This is a genomic window from Fodinibius halophilus, from assembly GCF_011059105.1.
GTDB classification, from domain to species: domain Bacteria; phylum Bacteroidota; class Rhodothermia; order Balneolales; family Balneolaceae; genus Fodinibius; species Fodinibius halophilus.
Map to the genome: position 1 here is coordinate 47,706 of NZ_JAALLS010000012.1, position 20,253 is coordinate 67,958.

General features: G+C 44.9%; 16 protein-coding genes. 3 read left to right on the forward strand and 13 right to left on the reverse strand.

The window, feature by feature from the left end:
* Window positions 1-88: 88 nt before the first annotated feature.
* The 12 genes from ric to G3569_RS10425 form a co-directional block, all read right to left on the reverse strand.
* Entirely contained in the window at window positions 89-808 is a 720-nt protein-coding gene (gene ric, locus G3569_RS10370) for an iron-sulfur cluster repair di-iron protein (protein ID WP_165268824.1), read from the reverse strand.
* 57 nt (window positions 809-865) lie between these two features.
* On the reverse strand, window positions 866-1,927 hold the full coding sequence (locus G3569_RS10375) for a COX15/CtaA family protein (RefSeq protein WP_165268826.1): 1,062 nt from the start codon (window positions 1,925-1,927) through the stop codon (window positions 866-868).
* A 2-nt stretch (window positions 1,928-1,929) separates the two neighbouring features.
* A complete protein-coding gene (gene ppdK, locus G3569_RS10380) occupies window positions 1,930-4,620 on the reverse strand; it encodes a pyruvate, phosphate dikinase (RefSeq protein WP_165268828.1) in 2,691 nt (896 codons plus the stop codon).
* Between the two features lie 12 nt (window positions 4,621-4,632).
* Entirely contained in the window at window positions 4,633-6,042 is a 1,410-nt protein-coding gene (hemN, locus tag G3569_RS10385; protein ID WP_165268830.1) for an oxygen-independent coproporphyrinogen III oxidase, read from the reverse strand.
* 3 nt (window positions 6,043-6,045) lie between these two features.
* Window positions 6,046-6,837: an ABC transporter permease subunit gene (locus tag G3569_RS10390; RefSeq protein WP_165268832.1), complete on the reverse strand. Its 792-nt coding sequence runs from the start codon at window positions 6,835-6,837 to the stop codon at window positions 6,046-6,048.
* Entirely contained in the window at window positions 6,834-7,544 is a 711-nt protein-coding gene (locus G3569_RS10395; RefSeq protein WP_165268834.1) for an ABC transporter ATP-binding protein, read from the reverse strand. Before G3569_RS10395 ends, G3569_RS10390 begins: the two co-directional genes overlap by 4 nt.
* Window positions 7,541-8,782, reverse strand: coding sequence for a nitrous oxide reductase family maturation protein NosD (locus tag G3569_RS10400; RefSeq protein WP_165268836.1), 1,242 nt, complete (start codon window positions 8,780-8,782; stop codon window positions 7,541-7,543). Before G3569_RS10400 ends, G3569_RS10395 begins: the two co-directional genes overlap by 4 nt.
* A 44-nt stretch (window positions 8,783-8,826) precedes the next feature.
* On the reverse strand, window positions 8,827-9,270 hold the full coding sequence (locus G3569_RS10405; protein WP_165268838.1) for a nitrous oxide reductase accessory protein NosL: 444 nt from the start codon (window positions 9,268-9,270) through the stop codon (window positions 8,827-8,829).
* An 18-nt stretch (window positions 9,271-9,288) separates the two neighbouring features.
* Window positions 9,289-9,912 carry a hypothetical protein gene (locus G3569_RS10410; protein WP_165268840.1) on the reverse strand — a complete coding sequence of 208 codons (624 nt, stop codon included), beginning with the start codon at window positions 9,910-9,912 and terminating at the stop codon, window positions 9,289-9,291.
* An 85-nt stretch (window positions 9,913-9,997) separates the two neighbouring features.
* Window positions 9,998-11,974 carry a Sec-dependent nitrous-oxide reductase gene (nosZ, locus tag G3569_RS10415; RefSeq protein WP_165268842.1) on the reverse strand — a complete coding sequence of 659 codons (1,977 nt, stop codon included), beginning with the start codon at window positions 11,972-11,974 and terminating at the stop codon, window positions 9,998-10,000.
* Between the two features lie 54 nt (window positions 11,975-12,028).
* Window positions 12,029-12,523: a c-type cytochrome gene (locus G3569_RS10420; RefSeq protein ID WP_165268844.1), complete on the reverse strand. Its 495-nt coding sequence runs from the start codon at window positions 12,521-12,523 to the stop codon at window positions 12,029-12,031.
* A gap of 181 nt (window positions 12,524-12,704) precedes the next feature.
* Window positions 12,705-13,157: an RrF2 family transcriptional regulator gene (locus G3569_RS10425; RefSeq protein ID WP_205720134.1), complete on the reverse strand. Its 453-nt coding sequence runs from the start codon at window positions 13,155-13,157 to the stop codon at window positions 12,705-12,707.
* Between the two features lie 339 nt (window positions 13,158-13,496).
* On the opposite strand from G3569_RS10425, the gene G3569_RS10430 reads away from it, so the two are divergent.
* Both G3569_RS10430 and G3569_RS10435 read left to right on the forward strand, forming a co-directional pair.
* Window positions 13,497-14,885, forward strand: a complete 1,389-nt coding sequence (locus G3569_RS10430; protein ID WP_165268846.1) for a tyrosine phenol-lyase — start codon at window positions 13,497-13,499, stop codon at window positions 14,883-14,885.
* Between the two features lie 235 nt (window positions 14,886-15,120).
* Complete coding sequence (locus tag G3569_RS10435) at window positions 15,121-16,296, forward strand: DUF5050 domain-containing protein (protein ID WP_165268848.1); 1,176 nt, start codon at window positions 15,121-15,123, stop codon at window positions 16,294-16,296.
* A 90-nt stretch (window positions 16,297-16,386) separates the two neighbouring features.
* On the opposite strand, the gene G3569_RS10440 is transcribed toward G3569_RS10435, so the two are convergent.
* Entirely contained in the window at window positions 16,387-17,778 is a 1,392-nt protein-coding gene (locus tag G3569_RS10440) for a tryptophanase (protein WP_165268850.1), read from the reverse strand.
* A 273-nt stretch (window positions 17,779-18,051) separates the two neighbouring features.
* Here G3569_RS10440 and G3569_RS10445 point away from each other — a divergent pair, with 273 nt between their 5' ends.
* The gene (locus tag G3569_RS10445) at window positions 18,052-20,133 is read left to right on the forward strand and encodes an acetate--CoA ligase family protein (protein ID WP_165268851.1); all 2,082 of its coding nucleotides are present in this window, start codon (window positions 18,052-18,054) and stop codon (window positions 20,131-20,133) included.
* Window positions 20,134-20,253 lie beyond the last annotated feature (120 nt).

The window sequence follows — 20,253 nt, forward strand, 5'->3', positions numbered from 1 at the left end:
CAAAGATTTAGATTTTAAATCGCCTATGTTTTATTAAAAAGTGATAAAAATGTAGCCTGCCCTACCGACAGGCTACCTTGCATTAGCGTTAGTTTAATCGATTTTCCAACCTCAAAGCTTTTGGAAACAGTACATTGTTTTCCAAGTGGACATGCTTGTGCAGGTCATCCTGAAACCCTTCTAAGTTTTGAAACAGCACTCTATACGTTGCACATGCATCCTGGGGAGGCGTAAAACCGTTACTTAGTTCCTCTATCTGTGCCATCAGGTTACCGGCATCCTCATGTTCGGCCTCCATCATCGCTACGGGATTAGCTGCAGTTCCAAAATCAGGTTCATCAATAGCACTATCATTCTTGTCAGCTTCTACCAGCTTTTTGATATACGGAAACAGAATTTCTTCTTCCTTCATCAGGTGACTTAACATCTCTTCTTTCAGCTTCAGAAATGTATCCCGAATCCCTATCAGCTCTTCATGACGGTCGCCATGTACACGGGCTACCTTGCGAGCATACATCTCAATTTCAGATGTTTTGGATCGCACAAATTCGTGATGCCGCTCTATGATATAATCTACAAGCAGGGCAGGAGACCAATCATTGTAATTGTGATTTGCAGTGTTGGCATTACCTAATGAAGTCAATTCTTCTGAAACTTTTTCAAGGTCCACACCTTTCTTTTCACAAGCTTCTGAAACTGTGCGCTTTCCACCGCAACAAAAATCCAGGCCAAACTTTTTAAATACTCCGGCCGTTCTGTAATCCTCGGCTACAATTTCACCTATCGTCTGTCCATTTAACTTTTCCATAATGTTATTGTTATTTGATTAACTATATATGAGTATAAAATACTCTTTTATCTTAAACTATAATAACCTTTCCTTAAATTCCCGCTTTAAACCCCAAGCCCGATACATAACGGTAATCCAGCTTATCCAAACCAGCATAGCAGCCAGCTGATGGATTACCCCGGCTTCTATAGGCACGTTCCATAGCAGGGTAACGACCCCCAGAATAAACTGGGCTACAACCAGACCAACCAAAACTTGTGCTCTGTGATACAGGACCTCGTCAGCGACTTTCTTTGCTTTGAACCATGTGATCGCAGCTGTTACAACCAATATTATGGCCAACAACCTGTGAATCCATTGTACCGTACCGGGATTTTCTACAAAATTAAGCAGCATCGGCTGCAAGGTCGTAAAATTTTGTGGCAACCAGCTACCGTTCATCAAGGGAAACGTATTATAAATCAAGCCGGCATCGAGGCCTGCCACCAGGGCTCCCCAAACTATTTGGAGCCCTAATATAATCCCCACAAAAAAAACCAGTGGAGACAGATAATGGTCAACCTTTTTAATATTAATCGTAATATCTTTTCGCATATCCAAGGCAAACCAGGTACAAAACCCAACCAAACCAAATGCCAAAATTAAATGCATCATCAACCGGTAGTGGCTTACCCGGGGCACATCAACCAAGCCACTTTTAACCATTATCCAACCCATAACGCCCTGTGCTGCACCTAGTACAAATAAGAACAGCGAACGTTTTATAAGTCGAGATGTTAAATAACCGCGGACCAAAAACCATAAAAAAGGAACCATGAAAGCTAAGCCTACAATCCTTCCCAGCAGGCGGTGCGAATATTCCCAAAAAAAGATCGATTTAAATTCGCCCAGGGTCATCCCGATATTCAATTGTTGATACTCAGGAAACTGCTTGTACCTGCTAAATACTTCTTGCCAAGCCGTCTCTGAAAAGGGGGGCAATACCCCCATAATCACATTCCAGTCGGTCATAGACAGACCAGAACCGGTAAGACGCGTAATACCGCCGACTATCAGCATCAGCGTAACCAGACCGGCTCCGGACCAAAACCACCATTCAATATATTTTTTAGATTTATGGGTTCTTGTTTCTGCCATCTCTAGCTGCTAACCAGCTCTGATCTTCTGTTATTATTTTCAGTTTGCTGCTCACCGTTGAGTTTAAGTCGTGCCTGTGCTGCTGCAAGTCGGGCCACCGGCACGCGATAAGGCGAACATGACACGTAGTTGAGCCCCAGGTTATAGCAGAACCGAACACTTGACGGATCACCGCCGTGCTCTCCACAAATCCCGACTTTAAGCTTCGGCTGTACCTTACGTCCTTTATTTGTTGCTATCTCAACCAGGCGGCCTACCCCTTCTTCATCTAAGGTTTGGAACGGGTCATTCTCCAGAATCCCTTCTTTCATGTAGGTTTCCAGGAATTTGCCCGCATCATCACGACTGTATCCATAAGTCATCTGTGTAAGGTCATTTGTACCAAAGGAGAAGAACTCAGCCTCTTCGGCAATCTTATCGGCCACAATTGCAGCACGTGGAATCTCAATCATGGTTCCCACTTTATAATCGACGACCTCATTTTCAAGGGCAAACACATCAGCAGCGGTATGGTCCACTATTTCATGTTGATGGATAAACTCCTCTGCCGTGCCCACCAGTGGTATCATGATCTCGGGCTGTACTTTCTTACCCTCTTTCTTGAGATGCACCGCTGCCTCCAAAATAGCACGGGTCTGCATCTCCGTAATTTCGGGATAGGTAATACCCAACCGGCAACCACGGTGCCCCAGCATGGGGTTAAACTCTTTGAGCAACCGAATTTTTCTATTGAGATCTCGAACACTTATTTGAAGATCATCTGCCAGCGCTTTGATCTCTTCTTCATCATCAGGCAGAAACTCATGCAAGGGCGGGTCGAGCAACCGAACGGTTACCGGCAGACCTTCCATTGCTTCAAATATTTGTATGAAATCTTGCTTTTGATAGGGTAGAAGGACCTTCAAAGCTTTTCTTCGTTCCCCATCACTTTCAGCCATTATCATTCTACGCATCGCTTTAATACGCTCTTCACCAAAGAACATATGCTCGGTCCGTGCCAAACCTATTCCCTGCGCACCGAATTTTCGTGCACGAATCGCATCCTCAGGAGTATCGGCATTGGTACGTACCTTCATATCGCGCAAGCTATCCACCCATCCCATGAAAGTGTGGAAATCGTCCCCGAAATCAGGTTCTTCAACCGGTTTTTGACCTTTTATAACAAGACCTCGAGCCCCATCAATAGAGATCCAATCGCCTGCTTTGATCGTAACTTCACCATTGGTAAAAGACTGGGCTTCGTAATTTATCACAATATCATCACAACCGGCCACACACGGCTTACCCCAACCACGGGCAACTACGGCCGCATGGCTCGTCATTCCACCGCGAGAGGTCAATATTCCCTCGGCTGCCGACATGCCCCCTACATCTTCGGGGCTGGTTTCAATGCGGACTAGAATTACGGGATGGTCCTGGGCATGCTCTTTTTCTGCTTGCTCAGAACTAAATACTACTTTCCCTACCGCCGCACCCGGCGATGCCGGCAATCCTTCTCCGATAATCTCCTTCTCATCTACATCAGACTGACTAAGTTGCGGGTGTAACAACTGATCTAAGTGGCCGGGATTTACTAAATTTAACACGGCCCCTTCTTTATCAATCAATCCTTCATTTACCATATCATCCGCAATCTTTATTGCAGCCGTGCCCGTTCGCTTTCCATTCCGGGTTTGCAGAATAAAGAGCTCCCCCTGCTGTATGGTAAATTCGATATCCTGCATATCCTGATAATGCTCTTCCAGCTTTTCTGTCACTTCCTGAAGCTCATCATAACTTTTGGGCATCACCTCCTTCAACTTGCTGATATTCTGGGGCGTCCGAATACCCGCTACCACATCTTCGCCCTGCGCATTGATTAAAAACTCTCCATACAGCTCGTTGGTCCCGTCGGCAGGATTACGAGTAAAACAGACCCCGGTGGCACAGTCATCCCCCATATTACCATACACCATTGCCTGTACATTTACTGCCGTACCCAACAGGCCGGTAATACGGTTGATTTTGCGGTAGGTTTTGGCGCGTTTACTGCTCCACGATCCAAAGACAGCATTTATAGCATAATGCAATTGCTCGTTGGGGTTCTGGGGAAACATATAGCCTGTACTTTTACGATATACGGCTTTATAGCGATCTACGAGCTCCTTCAGCTCTTCTACGCCTAGATCGGTATCCAGCTCAGCCCCTTCCTCATCTTTCAACTTTTGGATTACTTCTTCAAAACGATCATGATCAATACCCATCACCACGCAGCCAAACATATCTATAAAACGGCGGTAGCAATCATAGGCAAACCGTTCGTTGTCGGTTTTGCGAGCCAATCCTTTTACCGACTGATCGTTAAGCCCCAGGTTTAGCACCGTATCCATCATGCCGGGCATCGACTTTGCAGCTCCCGAACGGACAGAAACCAGAAGGGGATCGGCAGCATCTCCAAAGGTCAGGTCCATGAGCTCTTCAAGCTGGTGGATACCTTGCTGAACCTGCTTTTCGACCCCGTCTTGCCATTGTTCATCATGCTCATTGTAGTACTTGCATACTTCTGCAGAGATCGTAAAACCGGGAGGGATAGGTAATCCGATAGAGCTCATCTCAGCAAGATTTGCCCCTTTGCCTCCCAGCAGATCTTTCATCGACTTATTGCCTTCTGCTACTCCGCCGCCAAATGTGTATACATATTTTTCGGTGCTCATAATAATTCCTCTTTAGACAGTTTTTGAAAATGAGCGGTCAGCTTTTGATGTATTCAAATAACGATCAAAACACATCGCGATGTTCCGAAGAAAAAGCCGGCCTTGTTCAGTGATACGTATTGCATCGCGATCAACTTGTACAAAACCATCGGCCTCAATTGAAGCCAGACGGTCTAAGCTATCACTAAAGTAATCCTCAAAAACTATGCCCCATTTTTCTTCCATTTCAGCATAGCTGAGGCCCATCTGACACATCAATTGCATAATTACATCTTTTCGAATCTGATCATCCTTGCAAAGGTGCAATACTTTTGCAACAGGCAGCTCTCCATCATCAAGCTGAGAGTAGTAGGAACCGAGATCTTTGGTGTTCTGCCAATAGTACTCTCCAACATTTGAGATACCGGACATCCCGAAAGCATAGAGATCGGCCCCCGCCAGGGTACTGTAACCCTGGAAATTTCTTTGCAGTGTGCCGTTATCCATAGCTTGGGTAAGCTCCTCATCTTCCCGAGAGAAGTGATCCATCCCAATAAAACGATATCCATTTTCGGTAAGGTGCGAGATCCCCAGCTGTAGCATAGAAAGCTTCTGATCTGTTGACGGCATATCATCGGCATTCAATAACTTCTGGGCCGGCATCAGGCTTGGTATATGTGCATAGCTGTATACAGCCAGCCGATCGGGCTGCAGGCTCAGCACATCATCCATCGTTTTACGGTATGTTTCTAAGGTCTGAAGAGGTAACCCATAAATAAGATCAAAGTTGATCGAATTGATTCCCTCATCACGCAGCCAACCGGTAACCTCCTGGGTTTGCTCAAACGGCTGGATACGATGGATCGCTTCCTGTACTTCTTCATTGGTATCTTGCACTCCCAGAGATGCGCGGTTACAGCCGATATCTGCCAAAGCTGCAATATGTTCCCGGCTGCATCGACGCGGATCAATTTCTACGCCAAACTCAGTTTCTTCAGTCACATTAAACCGACTGTGGATTTCTGCCCCCAACCGGCGAAGTTGCTCCGGTTTCAGGAAGGTGGGCGTGCCCCCGCCAAAATGAATCTGAATAACTTCGGAGTCGGAATGCAGCATCGCTGCAATACTATCCATCTCCTTTTCCAGATAATCGAGGTAAAGGTCTCCGCGATCCTGATCTTTGGTGATAACTTTAGTACATCCGCAGTACCAACACAGGGAGAAGCAGAAGGGGATGTGGAAATACAGTGATACGGCACGCGGATCACTGTTCCTTTCTAACAGATAACGTTTGAGTTCATCCCCTTTCTGCTCCGAAATTTCTTGAAATTGTACAGCCGTAGGATAGGAGGTATAGCGCGGCCCTTTAACATTATACTTTTTAATAAGGTCCAGCGACACATCCGTTGTAGAAACAGCAGTTTGTTGTTCGTCCGTATCCATAGCTTAAAAATCCTTTTTGTTAAACAATCGCTTGCCACTCCAAAGCGGTATACCTAACCATAGTCCCAGGCAGGCCGTTGCTACACCTATTCCTATTACACTACCAAAGAACCGGTTAAAAACAGCGCCGGTATAACCCATTAGAGCTGAAATATCGAACTCTAATAGCACGGTGATTCGAGCCAGGTCAATGGGGTTTAGCATGGTCATGGCCAGCATTGGCTCCTCGATGGGATAGTCGCCCAACATAAATACGGCCAACAGAACCAAGCCGTCATAAATAACAGCTAGAAACAACCAGCTAACCAGGGCATATCCCAATCCCTTGATGCGGTTTTCGAAAAACTTGAGTCCCATCCAAAAGCCCAGCCCTGTAAATAACAGGGTTAACACATTTCCCAGGATAACCAGCAGTGCAAGAGATTGGAACTTTGCTGAAAGTACCATCCCTGTATAGATCATTGGAATAAGGATGCCCGCGGTAAAGGCAAATGCCAATGGCAGGGCCAGTCCTCCGAACAATCCCCAAAACAAGGTGTTTCTATCTAAGGGCTGTGCTAATAGTAACTCGGTAAATTCGCGCGACTGGTATAAGTAGAGAGCTCCGTAAATGACACCAACCAAAGGTATCAGCAGCAGCATAATATTTGCGATACTGATCATGGCCTTGGGCCCGGTACCAGCAAAACGAATCATTGCATCAGACATAAGCAGATAAATTAGCCCATAACCGATAATCCACTTTCCTCGAAACAGGTCTTTCCACTGATATTTTAAAATGGTCAATGTCTTCATGCCGCTACCTCCGCCATCATTTTTGCTACGGCGCCTTCAAGTCGCTGCTCTTGTTGTTTTTCAATCAGTTCTTTCATCGGTCCGTGATACCTGATCTGCCCTTCTACAATAAAAATCAGATAATCAGCAAGTTCCTCAATTTCGCTCATAATATGAGTTGTCAGGAGCACGGTTTTTCCTTTCTCCTTCTCGCGGTGTACCATATTCTTGAACTGTACACTGGCATGGGGATCAAGCCCGGCCGTGGGCTCATCGAAGATCAAGATCTCCGGATCAAACATCATAGCTAACACTGCACCTACCTTCTGGCGATTACCACCGGAGAGGGTGCGCATTCGTTTCTCAAGCTCCGGCTCTAATCCGAAGTATGAAATTAATTCATCTTTATTCGTTTCCCCTGTTTCACGAATATTCTTTATAAACTCAAACAGTTCGCTAACAGTCATATTCTCGGGATATCGTGCAATTTGGGGCATGTACCCAATCTTTTTGCGATAGTCCCATTGCCCCTTTATAGATTCGCCGTCAATAAGTATATCTCCGGCATTAGGCTTCACCAGTCCCAGCAATGCTTTTATAGCTGTGGTTTTTCCCGACCCGTTAGGGCCTACTATTCCGGTGGCCTGACCCGATGGAATATCTAAATCGATATCATCGAGCACTGTAAGGGGACCAAACTTTTTCCTCAATCCTTTTATTGAAATCATGATACTTTGGTCATTTTCGGTTGGGAGTCAACGAGTGTTTCGGGGGTAAGTACCGGCATAATACGCTCGGCTGCATCCAGGATATCGATAAGCAAGCTGCGAAGCAGTAACAAAGACTGCGGCTGCTTTTCTACCAATATGGAAAACAGGCGTACCGGTCGGTGAGGGACGTCGCCTATTCCGTCCCTGTCTAAATCGTACCCTTCGTAGTGACTCCAGTAGTTATTGTTAAATTCGTTATAGTTTTTCATGCTGTTGGTAGCCACTTCAAAACTATTCGCTATAAAATTGTTTTTGGTAAAGATGTTGTCTGTAGAATTGGCCATCAGCTTAACAGCCCATCCATTTTGACGGAATGTATTGTGCTTAAACTCATTTCTGCTGGTCGCCTCGATATACAGCCCTACCGAATTGTTATAAAACTCATTGCCAATAATCTTGCTTCTGTTAATCTCTTTAAGAAGCATGCCATAGGCCGAAGACCCCCAATTGTCTTCGAACCGGTTATTAATAATCTCTACGTGAGAAGTGTACATTACGGCTACTCCACCGCCATTATTTCTAAAGGTATTATCTTCATACCGACAGTGATCGGAATACATAAAGTGTATACCATAACGAATGTTATTCTCACTCACATTTCCGGATATGGTTGCTCCTTCTACAAACTCGAAATAGAGTCCGTCTCGATGCCCGGTTACATAGTTATCCTCAATAGTAACATCTTTACTGTACCAGAGATGGATAGCATTTCCTGATTGTGTTTCGCGTTTGGCGGATGCGGTAATATGATTATTCCTGATCACAGAGTTGGTTGATTTGGCCAGGTAGATGGCAAAATAGTTATCCGTGAGTGTTACATTTTCGATAACCGTATTATCTGTTTGCTCAATTAGAATGCCCGCATAATCTTCCATAAAACTGGTACTGGCGTGTTTAACCTCAAGATTCTTAACGGTTACATCATCGGCCGTTATTACCAGTATAAATCCTTTTCTATTGCCGTCAATAACGACATCCCCATCACCCAGAATGGTTAGCGGTTTGTCCACTTTTATATCGTATTCGTTATAAAGCCCTTCCTCAATTATCAGGGTATCGCCCGGTTCTGCCCGGCTGACCCCTTCTTTGATAGAGCTTCCGCTAGACACTACCACCGGCTGACTTTGAACAAGTTGTACCGATAGTAATAGCAGCAGGACTATAAGAAGTCCGGTTATTTTATTATTCGCCCACATTTTCAATCCTCAATCCTTATTTACCTTTAACGCCTAGTATTCAATCACATATTCGTCTTAATCTCAGAAACCTTGCTCCACTTCAGTAACTCACCCGGCTTTTCACTTGTATGCTCGTTAGCTACCTCAGCAGATGGAAAAGCTAACAGCGACTCTCCCATAGGACTGTTGACAACCTCGCTTTTCACATACTGGGCCTTTGACGCTTCGAGCCATTGACCGGGCTTCTCATAGTTGCTTACCCACAGTTTAGCATCTTTTAATTCGCTATCATGATTCCTGTGGTAAACGGCCATACATTCAATCGCATCAAATTTAATTGCTTTTCCTTTATCCGTTACAATTTGAGATGCAAACCGATCGTCCGTGATCATCATTTTGCAGTGAGCACACTCATCACTACCATAGTGCACTTCCTCCGGTTCCTGGCTGCATGCCACTACCAGCATAAACAAAACAAGCAGTATGGTTGTTCTTATTGCAGTCATTGCGATCTCCGGATACGATTAAGCAGCCTTTCGAGTATTGTTATTCATAGTCTTTTCACTTTTTCCGCCATCATCAGTCTTACCTTCTTTCCACCACACCATAGAAGCAATACCCATAGAAATCAGGGCCACATAGAAACCGATATGGGGCAGTGAGGTTGCATTAATATTCAGCAGTTGTTTACTACCTATAAGAGGTGGCTGATAGGTCATTCCAGGCACCTTGATCGGGGCATTCGGATTTAAGTTATGCCCGTAATCATAACCCCAGATATAGAAATCTACCAAGCCCGCGATAGCCAGCAGTACAAACAGCCCAAGCCAGACAACAATCCACTTTCGGCTGCCCCATAGTGCAATCATCAAACCAGTTGCAATCAAAAAGGCAAAGATATAGGGCATAATTTTTAACTCGGGAATAGAATCAGGCGTAATAGCCTTCATTCCGATATAGTGATTCAGTCCATTGATATTACCAAGGTCATGCGGTTCCTTACCGGTGATATCATTGACTGTAATATTCATTCCAATGCCTTCAGGATATTGCGGTGCTTCCATGCTGATACCCCACAACGGGAAAAAGTATACCAAGATCAGCATTAGTGAAGCCAGCGCCATCCATAATCTGTTTTTCTTACTCATAACAACCTCTGTCTATATATTTCTACAATTTTTAAAAAGAGGAAGGGAGCTTTCACCCTCCCCTCCACGAAGGATTGAGGTCGTTTTACTGACCTGTTCCGTAGGCGATTTCTACATCAGATCCTTTTGGCGATACTCGTACATAACCCTGCATCTCTTGGTGCAGTGCTGAACAGAAGTCCGTACAGTAGAATGGGAACACGCCTTCTTTTTGAGGCTCCCACTTAAAGGACAAGGTTTCGCCGGGCATAATAAGCAGTTCTGCATTATTAGCACCCTTTATGGCAAAGCCGTGGGGTACATCCCAGTCCTGCTCAAGATTTGTAATGTGGAAGTACACTTCATCTCCCACTTTCACACCTTCAATATTATCCGGAGTAAAGTGACTTCGGATGGCGGTCATGTAAATGTGAACCTCATTGCCGTCACGCTCAACTCTTGCCTGCTTTTCGCTGGTTATAGCATCTGGGTGACCATTATCTTCAAGCTTGTAGAACCGCTTTTGGTTCTCAATCACTTTCTCAGCAGCAATACCCTGCGCATAGTGCGGCTCTCCCTCTGTTGGGAAGTCGAGCAAAAGCTTCATTTTTTCACCGGAAATATCGATCAACTGTGCAGAGTGGAACATCTCAGGACCTGTAGGCAGGTAACGATCCTTGGTAATCTTATTCAGAGCTACCAGGTATTTACCATCAGGTTTCTGACTGTCTCCACCGGGAATCATCAAGTGACCGGGAGAGTAATACGTGTTGATACGGTCGACAACTTCTGTCTTTTCAATATCCCATTTTACAATCTCAGAAGAGATAAAAGCAGTGGTATAAGCATTGCCTTTGCCGTCAAACTCGGTGTGTAGCGGTCCGAGGCCCGGATTCTCAACTTCACCGTAAAGAATAGAATCATAGTTAAGAACAGGAACGCCCATTACTTCACCTTCAAACTCTTCGTTCTCAATTGCTTTTTTCATTTTAGCAAAAGAGTGTACCGGAATAACAGTAGAAAGCTTACCACCGGCTACTATGTACTTCCCTGAAGGATCTACATCAACCCCGTGCGGAGACTTAGGAGTAGGCAAGAAATATACTAACCCATCAAGTTTGCGAGGATCAAGAACGCGTACTTCTTCAATTGTTTCGCTTTTGGCAATACCGCCTTCTTCGTGATCAATATAGTTGCGGACGTGCTCACCGGGCATCATGGTACCTTTACCCTGTTTCACATACTCCGCAGCTTTCTTCCAGTTTACCGCTGCAATAAAGTCCTTATCATTCTTAGAAGCGTTAATTTCCAATAGTGTATTTGCTTCTTCACTGTTGTAGCTTGTAAAGAACGACCATCCATCAGAAGGACCTTTACCGGCATGAGACAAGTCATAGTCAAAGCCCGGCATCAAGATCTGAAAGTCTATATTCATCTTACCTTTATCAGAAACCTTAATAAAGGAGAGTGTACCCCTGAAGTTCTCTTTATAAGAATCAATTGGCACATCCATATTCTGCATATCTTTATCATCCATCGGGATACTAAAGCGTGTTGCTGCAGAAATGTACTCCGTATTAGGAGTTACAAAAGGGGAAGCGTGGTTACCTGCAGAGTTGGGGATCTCAATAATCTCCTGCGTCTTAAAATCATCAAGCCCAATACGTGCTACACGAGGTGTATTGTTCTCATTGATAAAGATCCAACGCCCATCGGTTTCACCGTTAGTTTGAGACAACTCAGGGTGGTGCGCATCGCCCCAAGGTACAAATCCGTGCGAGGTGTTCAGCATCGCCTTGGTTTCTTCACTGTACCCGTATCCATTTACAGGAGCCTGAGAAAATACAGGAACCGTAAACAGGTGACGCCCGGAAGGCAGCCCGTAGATTCCCAATTGTCCGTTATATCCCCCGGAAAAGAATCCGTAGAATTCGTCATGTTCACCCGGAGCAACATATACTTTTGATGCTGCGTCATCTGATGAACCGATCTGTTGACCGTTCTGGCATCCTGCCAGCAACACTCCTGATACTACCAGAAGAGGTAGCGCCCAGGTGCCTATTATTTTATGTATGGTATTCATAGTAGTTATTATTTGTGTTTGATTAATTGAGATAACTCTTTGTTTAAAAGACTCTTAAATTTCGTCCACATCCTGGTTCTTATTCATATACCGCAGAAACTCTACAATAGACCGAGCTTCTTCTTGGCTCAGATTCTGATTCGGCATCGGAGTCATAAATTCAGCCAGCTTTTTCTTTGCTTCGGGATGTTTTTTGACCATTTCGGCCGGATTCAAAATCATATTCATCACATATTCGGGTGTTCGCTCCTCCGTAGTATTACGTAGTTGAGGGCCCACATATCGCTCGTCCATTTTGTGACATGCCGAACATTTGGTCTCAAACATATTTTGACCTTTTTTTGCCAGCTCTTTATCGATCTCACCCAGATCTAACTTTTCTGTTACCGGACCTATACCATTCTTTTGCTCAAAAGAACTAAGTCCATTTTCATTTTCTTGTGATGACTGATCGGATGCCTGGTCGCCATTTCCGGAACCGCCGCAGCCTACGAACAGTACACTTGCCATTATGGCCAATCCTATTATTTGTTTAATGCTATATTTCATAACTACCTGTTGCTGTTTGTAGATTTAAGAGTACTTTATCTTTTATTGTTATTGCAAACAACTTCTGTGCCAATCTTTGTGTTTACCTCAGATTAATCTAAAAGAAGTTTTCTGCAGATGATTATTGCATCAATGCAATACTTTTCAATTTAAAAGAGTGTACATTTGCAACACCCTTTTACTAAATCCATTCGAACCCGCCGTCCTCAGTAATCCTTAAATTTTGTTTCTTACCCTTTTCAGCCAATTCAAGCAAGTTGGTGTCTTCTAACATCTGGCGAATACCGTCGCGCGTTCCGGCCCACTTATCGTGCAGGGGACAAGGTTTTTTAACACCGCAGCCCGGCAACCCTAATGCACATTCGGTAAAGAGCTCTGTTCCATCAATAGCTGCAACGATCTCGTACAAACTCACTTCAGAGCCTGCTTTGGTAAGTCGCACACCGCCCTTTGGACCTTTGTGAGACTCCATCAACCCTGCACCAGTTAGCTCCTGTAAAATCTTAGTTAAAAAATGAAAGGAGATATCCAACTGATCGCTCATTTCTCGAATAGAAGTATATCCATCTCCTTTACAGGAAGCGAGAAAAAGCGAGGACCTCAATCCATAAACACACGCTTTTGATAACAGCATTTTTGTTAAAAAGGGTTTAAGAGTATTTTGTCTTAATTTAAAGCTGTTTTAGTAAAGCCCCAAATATTTTTTTCGTTTTTTTCTGTACCCACTCTTTTTAGCCTCGAATCAATGATTAACAAAAAGCCCTTCCCGACCGGCTTTATGCAGCGTATGCCCTTATTTCAATCCATATTTATTAATATAGTTCTTGAGTTGTATTCTGCCCAAACTTTATTTAAGATATAAGTGTCTTAAATTCCTATTTTGTGTTCCGGGACTTTTCTTCCCTCCCTACGGACTAAATAATTACTGACCGTAGCAACAATCAGAACTTTAATCTCAAATATTAATAACGAAATGACTACTGAAAACAAGAACCGTTCTTGGGCCGAGCCCTATCGGATTAAAATGGTTGAACCTGTTAAAATGATCTCACGTGAAGAGCGGGAAGAAGCCATTAAGGAAGCCGGGTATAATACTTTTCTTCTACGGTCCGACGAAGTATATATCGATCTACTTACCGACAGTGGTACTTCTGCAATGAGTGATCGCCAATGGGCCGGCATGATGATGGGTGATGAAGCCTATGCCGGAAGTAGAAACTTTTATAACCTGGAAGAAGCAATACAAGAATATTACGGTTATGACTATGTTGTGCCTACCCACCAAGGCCGTGCTGCTGAGCATATCATCTCACAGCTCTTAATTAAAGAGGGAGACTACGTCCCCGGAAACATGTACTTCACTACCACCAAACTGCACCAGGAGTTGGCAGGGGGTACTTTTACCGATATCATTATTGATGAAGCCCATGACCCGGAAAACGAACACCCTTTCAAAGCAAATGTGAACCTGGAAAAGTTAGAGAACCTCATTAAAGAAAAAGGGGCAGACCGTATTCCATATGTATCTATTGCCACCTCGGTAAATATGGCCGGCGGACAACCGATCTCTATGAAGAATCTAAAAGCCCTGCGTGCACTGACCAATAAATATGATATCCCCATCATTCATGATATGACGCGCGTAGCCGAAAATGCTTATTTCATTAAACAGCGTGAAGAGGGCTACGAAGATGTCCCGATAAAAGAGATAGTTCATAAAATATGCTCACTTACCGATGGAGCAACAATGAGTGCTAAGAAAGATGCCCTTGTAAACATAGGCGGGTTCTTGGCACTCAATGACAAAAAGCTCTACGAGCAGGCTCAAAATATGGTAGTAGTTTATGAAGGGCTCCATACCTATGGCGGAATGGCGGGCCGTGATATGGAAGCCCTGGCTATTGGTATTACGGAATCGGTAGATGAAGATCATATTCGAGCCCGAGTAGGACAGGTACAATATCTGGGCGAAAGGCTGATTGAGATGGGCATTCCCGTCGTTCGTCCGATAGGCAGCCATGGGGTTTTCCTTAATGCCAAGAAGATCTTGCCACATCTCAGTCAAGATGAACTTCCTGCACAAGCACTGGCTGCGGCTCTGTATGTTGATTCGGGAGTACGAAGCATGGAGCGGGGCGTGGTTTCGGCCGGACGAAATCAGGAAACGGGAGAACACAACTACCCAGCGCTTGAACTGGTACGGCTTACTATACCTCGTCGTGCTTATACCCAGGCACACATGGATGTAGTTGCAGAATCTGTCGAAGCAGTGTATAAGAATAGAGAAAATGTATCCGGACTCGCATTCGACTATGAGCCGGAATACCTACGATTCTTCCAGTCTCGCTTCAAAAAAGTATAACCCTTTTATTTACATCTGATAATAATATGCAGCCGAGCAGCTATAGCTCGGCTGCCTTTTTTTGTACCCTTCCTAAACTTTATTTCTTATTGAGGCCCAATCGTTTAAGAAATTACACCCTTCTGCCGATAAGCATATCTCTGAATTAATAAACTGGTACTTTATTTGGGGAGGAAGCCTCCCAGCTCTATCATAACGAACCGAATATTTTATCTTAGCAAACTTATTCATTTCAATGAATTTATTCTTACGAATTTTTCTGGCTGTTGTAATCGTACCATTCTTAACTTTCTGCAACAATAGCACCAGCCCTTCTCCCGAACCCACTTCCGGCACTTTAAAAGTCATTACTGCCACCGGCGGTGAAGATTTAGATGCAGAATATACTGTTACTGTAGATGGGCAATCTCTCACAGTCTCTTCAAACGATACCATTCGTGTTGATCTAAGCAAAGGAACCTACAGCACCGAACTCAGCGACATCAATGCCAACTGTGAAAGTAGTAGTAACAACCCCGATAATGTAATTATAACGCTTGGAGATACGACCGAAACAAAATTTGATATCGACTGTAAAAAGATGATTCGTAATAAAATTGTCTTCTCCTCTGATAGAATGTCAAATGATAACGACAGAGACATTTTCATCATGAATGCTGATGGGGCAAATCCAACCCGCTTAACAACAAGTACTTATACTGATGAATTTCCCACTATTTCTAATGATGGCACCCAAATTGCTTTTCACAGCTACAGAAATACCGGATCATACAATGTTTATATCATGGATGCGGACCAAACGAACCTCCGAAAAGTAACCAATATTGAATCACACGTATATGGTGCTATCAGCTTCTCACCCGATGATTCTAAGCTGGTTTTTAAAAGTAATCATGAAGGTGATATGGAAATATATAGTATCAATGTAGATGGAAGCGGCTTAACAAACTTAACTAATCACCCGGCTATTGATGAATCTCCCGAATGGTCACCAAATGGCAATAGAATATTGTTTGAGAGCTATAGGAGTGGAGAAAAACAGCTACATACAATGAACCCGGATGGCACTGGGGTTAAACAGCTAACAACCACGAGTTTTACAGAAGCAGCCGAAACCCCTTCATGGTCTCCGGATGGAGAAAAAATTGCGTTTTCAGGATATCGAAACGGTCAACAGGATATCTATACTATGAACAAAGATGGGGCCGGAATTACTCAAATAACTAATAACCCCGGGCTAAATATTAATCCCGCATGGTCTGCAGATGGTACAGAAATTATTTTCACAACAGATCGTGACGGACAGGCAGAAATTTACAAGGTCAATGCGGGTGGCTCTGGCATCCCCACCAATATGACAGCAAGCCAAGCTGCAGATGTATCAGCAAATTGGAGCCCGGTTGGCAGCTAATATATTTTCTAACAGAATTACCTGCGTAACACAAAAGCCCCAATGCCATTACAAGCATTGGGGCTTTTTTATTTCTGTTAATCATATAGTTTATCCCAACGGTTGCAGCCGAGCGGAAAAGTGTCGCAGTACCTCCGGCCCTTCTACAATCTCGTAGCCCGTAAGTTGGTCACGCTGTTGATAAGCTGCAATTATCACCTCGGCCAAGTAATCAACATGACTTTGGGTATACACGCGCCGCGGAAAGGCGAGCCGCACCAGCTCCATGGCCGCGGGTTTTTCCGAACCGTCCGGCTGCTTACCAAACATTACCGAACCAATTTCTACCCCGCGTACGCCACCCAGCAGATATAGAGCATTATTAAAAGACCACGCCGGGTACTCCAGTGAATCAATGTGGGGCAACATCTCTTTGGCATCGATATACACCGCATGTCCGCCGGTAGGCTGAACAATAGGAACCCCCGCTTCCATAAGCTTATCCCCCAAATACGCAATAGAACGCACGCGATAGCGCAGATAATCTTCATCCAGGGCCTCATATAAACCGGTAGCCACTGCCTCCATATCGTAACCGGCCATGCCGCCATAGGTGGGAAATCCTTCTGTGAGAATCTCCAGGTTTCGACACTCCGATGCCAACTCATCACTATTCAAAGCCAAGAACCCACCGATATTTGCCATTCCGTCTTTCTTGGCACTCATCGTACAACCTTCAGCATAATTAAACATCTGCCGGGCGATATCTATGGGGGATTTATCCGCAAAACCTTCCTCCCTGCTCTTAATGAACCAGGCATTTTCTGCAAAACGACAAGCATCAATAAAGAAGGGGATACCGTGGTCGCGGGCAATCTCAGACACTGCCCGTATATTTTCCATACTCACCGGCTGACCGCCACCCGAATTATTCGTAACGGTAATCATAATCACCGGGATATTTTCAACACCAACTTCCCTAATGGTTGCTTTTAGTTTTTCCAGATCCATATTTCCCTTAAAAGGATGTTGGCTGCGGGGCTTTTTACCTTCTTCGATGACCAGATCGCGTGCTTCGGCTCCCGCATGTTCTACATGGGCCCGGGTAGTATCAAAATGCGTATTACTGGGGATCACATCACCCTCAGAAGCGATAGTAGTAAAAAGAACATTTTCGGCCGCACGTCCCTGGTGCGTGGGAATAAGATGCTCAAAACCGGTGATATCATGCACAGCCGACTCCAACCGGTAAAAGGAAGAGGACCCGGCGTATGATTCGTCGCTGGAGATCATCCCCGACCACTGTTGAGACGACATCGCCCCGGTACCGCTGTCGGTCAACAGATCAATAAGCACATCATCGGCCCTTAACAAAAAGGGATTATACCCCGCCCGGGCAAGCAGCTCTTTTCGTTCGGCCATTTCAGTGAATCGAATGGGCTCAACAGACCGAATTCGAAAGGGTTCAATAATAGTATCCGATTGAAATTCTTTAAGCTCCATAGCAAGTATTTCCTAATTAATATTTTTGGGGATTTTGCAAAATGATTTCTTCTTGTCATTCTGAACTCGTTTCAGAATCTCTTTTGTGTTTGTTAGTGTTTAAACGCAGATCCTGAACTAAATTCAGGATGACAAGCTAAGCTTTACAAAGGGCCCAGTTTTGAATTTCCAGCATCTCTAAAAAGAGAGCCACTTATGTAATTAACATTGATAAATAACAAAATTTAAGGTAAAATAAGATAAAATACTCTTAAATACTTAATTAGTTCTAAAATGCTTGATCCTTTCTTCAAACCCAAAGGGGTTGCCATCATCGGTGCCTCTCGAAATCCCCACAAATTAGGGTATGGTGTTGTTCGCAATCTTAAAGAGTACCACTACCAGGGAGAAATATATCCTGTGAATCGATCGGCCACCGAAATACTGGGCGAAAGCTGTTATTCCAGGGTGGGCGAAGTGCCCGACCCCGTTGATTTAGCTGTGCTCATTGTTCCCGCCACCGTTGTGCCCGAAACACTCAGAGACTGTGGCGAGCGGAGCATCAAGCATGCAATTGTAGTAAGCGGTGGATTTAGTGAAACGGGAGAAGAAGGAGAAAAGCTGGAAAAAGAGTTGCAGGCTGTCGCAGATGAGCTGGATATTCATGTCATTGGACCAAACTGTATTGGCACAATCGATACCCACACCCCGGTAAATACTACTTTCGTGACCGGCATGCCCGAATCCGGGGAAATTGGGTTCTGCTCGCAGTCGGGGGCAATGGTAGCCTCTGTAATCGACTGGGCAAGAGGGGCGGGCGTGGGTTTCTCGCGTATCGTAAGCCTGGGCAACCAAGCCGGAGTGAATGAGACACAGATGATTGAAGCCCTGCGTGAAGATCGTCAAACGAAAGTAATTACCGCATATATTGAAGGGGTATCCAACGGAGAGAAGTTTTTAGAATCAGCAAAAAAGGCGGCCTTGGAAAAACCTTTTGTAGCTCTTAAAGGAGGTCGGGGAGAAAGCGGAGCCAAAGCAGTAGCCTCCCATACCGGTGCCCTGGCCGGTAGTGCTGAAGCCTACGAATCTGCATTTGAACGCAGTGGCGTACAACAGGCCGATACTATGGAAGAGATGTTTGACTGGGCCCGTGCCCTGGCATGGCAACCCCTGCCAAAGGGGAAACGCGTAGCTGTGTTAACAAACGCGGGCGGACCAGCAATTCTGGCTGTTGATGCCCTTGAAAGTGCGGGAATGGAACTGGCCGACCTCACCGAAGAAACCAGAGATTATTTACAATCGCGCCTGCCCAAAGCAGCAAGCATTAAAAATCCCGTGGATGTGTTAGCCGGATCGGGACCCGGCACCTATGCCGTAGCCCTCGATGCTATTCTTACGGATGAAACCGTAGACTCTGTGGTCGTTATCCAAGCGCCACAAGATTGGTTTTTGCCTGCTAGTTTAGCTGAGGTGGTCGGCGAAGTAGCCAGCACGCATGACAAACCGGTTATTGCTTCTATTATGGGCAAGGCCTCTGTGGAAGAGGCACTCAATATTTTACACAAACGAAAAGTACCCAATGTCTCTTTCCCCGAGCGTGTGGCATCGGTACTGGCAGCAATGGTAAAACGCAAAGAATGGCTGGAAATGCCCAACGGCACTCCTGATCCTTTTGAAGATATCAACACAGAATCCGCCCAAGCGTTAGCCAACCAACAGCAGTGGCAGCAGTTACTCACTGAGTACGGTATCGCCCTGCCGCCTCAAAAACAGCTGTCATCAAAAAACGAAGCTATTACATTTGCTGATAGCATTGGCTATCCGGTCGTTCTTAAGTTAGTCTCCGATTCTATCTCGCATAAGACTGAGGTAAACGGAGTAAAGCTAAACTTGCACAATGGCCGGGAAGTTGAAGAGGCGTGGAATGAGATAGCCCGTTCTGCAAAAGAAGCCGGGGCTACGATGGATGCCGGTATGGTGCAAAAAATGCTAACAGGTGGACAGGAAGTAATAGTTGGTATAAAACGAGACCAACAGTTTGGGGCACAGGTACTCTTTGGTACGGGCGGGACGGATGTTGAGCTCTTGAAAGATGTGGCATCGGCACTGGCGCCCCTTAACCGCCAGCAGGCCGAACAGCTTATTGATGCTACCCGCGCCGGCACAAAACTGAGGGGATGGCGCAATCAACCGCCGGCTGATCGTGAAGCCGTAATCGATTACTTGATGAGACTTTCACAGCTGGCAAAAGATCTACCACAGGTTGATGAGCTGGAGATCAATCCGCTTTATGTGCTTCCAAAAGGACAGGGTGCATATGCCGTTGATGTTCGGGGATTCCTGGCCGAATCAATGCCTGAGGAACTCTCTGTATAGGCAGAGTGTCGAACTAAGAGATGATAATAATACTACTAATAGTACGAGCGAGACGCTCGCACTATTAGTGTGTTTATAATAACTCAAATAAACCTGTCAGCACCTCCTTCGGTTTACACT

Bases quoted from the DNA above. Each gene is read 5' to 3' on its own strand.
- G3569_RS10445 (WP_165268851.1), top strand. From the start codon at position 18,052: ATGCTTGATCCTTTCTTCAAACCCAAAGGGGTTGCCATCATCGGTGCC.
- G3569_RS10435 (WP_165268848.1), top strand. From the start codon at position 15,121: ATGAATTTATTCTTACGAATTTTTCTGGCTGTTGTAATCGTACCATTC.
- G3569_RS10405 (WP_165268838.1), bottom strand. From the start codon at position 9,270: ATGACTGCAATAAGAACAACCATACTGCTTGTTTTGTTTATGCTGGTA.
- G3569_RS10395 (WP_165268834.1), bottom strand. From the start codon at position 7,544: ATGATTTCAATAAAAGGATTGAGGAAAAAGTTTGGTCCCCTTACAGTG.
- G3569_RS10375 (WP_165268826.1), bottom strand. From the start codon at position 1,927: ATGGCAGAAACAAGAACCCATAAATCTAAAAAATATATTGAATGGTGG.
- nosZ (WP_165268842.1), bottom strand. From the start codon at position 11,974: ATGAATACCATACATAAAATAATAGGCACCTGGGCGCTACCTCTTCTG.
- ppdK (WP_165268828.1), bottom strand. From the start codon at position 4,620: ATGAGCACCGAAAAATATGTATACACATTTGGCGGCGGAGTAGCAGAA.
- ric (WP_165268824.1), bottom strand. From the start codon at position 808: ATGGAAAAGTTAAATGGACAGACGATAGGTGAAATTGTAGCCGAGGAT.
- hemN (WP_165268830.1), bottom strand. From the start codon at position 6,042: ATGGATACGGACGAACAACAAACTGCTGTTTCTACAACGGATGTGTCG.
- G3569_RS10410 (WP_165268840.1), bottom strand. From the start codon at position 9,912: ATGAGTAAGAAAAACAGATTATGGATGGCGCTGGCTTCACTAATGCTG.
- G3569_RS10420 (WP_165268844.1), bottom strand. From the start codon at position 12,523: ATGAAATATAGCATTAAACAAATAATAGGATTGGCCATAATGGCAAGT.
- G3569_RS10440 (WP_165268850.1), bottom strand. From the start codon at position 17,778: ATGGAGCTTAAAGAATTTCAATCGGATACTATTATTGAACCCTTTCGA.
- G3569_RS10390 (WP_165268832.1), bottom strand. From the start codon at position 6,837: ATGAAGACATTGACCATTTTAAAATATCAGTGGAAAGACCTGTTTCGA.
- G3569_RS10425 (WP_205720134.1), bottom strand. From the start codon at position 13,157: ATGCTGTTATCAAAAGCGTGTGTTTATGGATTGAGGTCCTCGCTTTTT.
- G3569_RS10430 (WP_165268846.1), top strand. From the start codon at position 13,497: ATGACTACTGAAAACAAGAACCGTTCTTGGGCCGAGCCCTATCGGATT.
- G3569_RS10400 (WP_165268836.1), bottom strand. From the start codon at position 8,782: ATGTGGGCGAATAATAAAATAACCGGACTTCTTATAGTCCTGCTGCTA.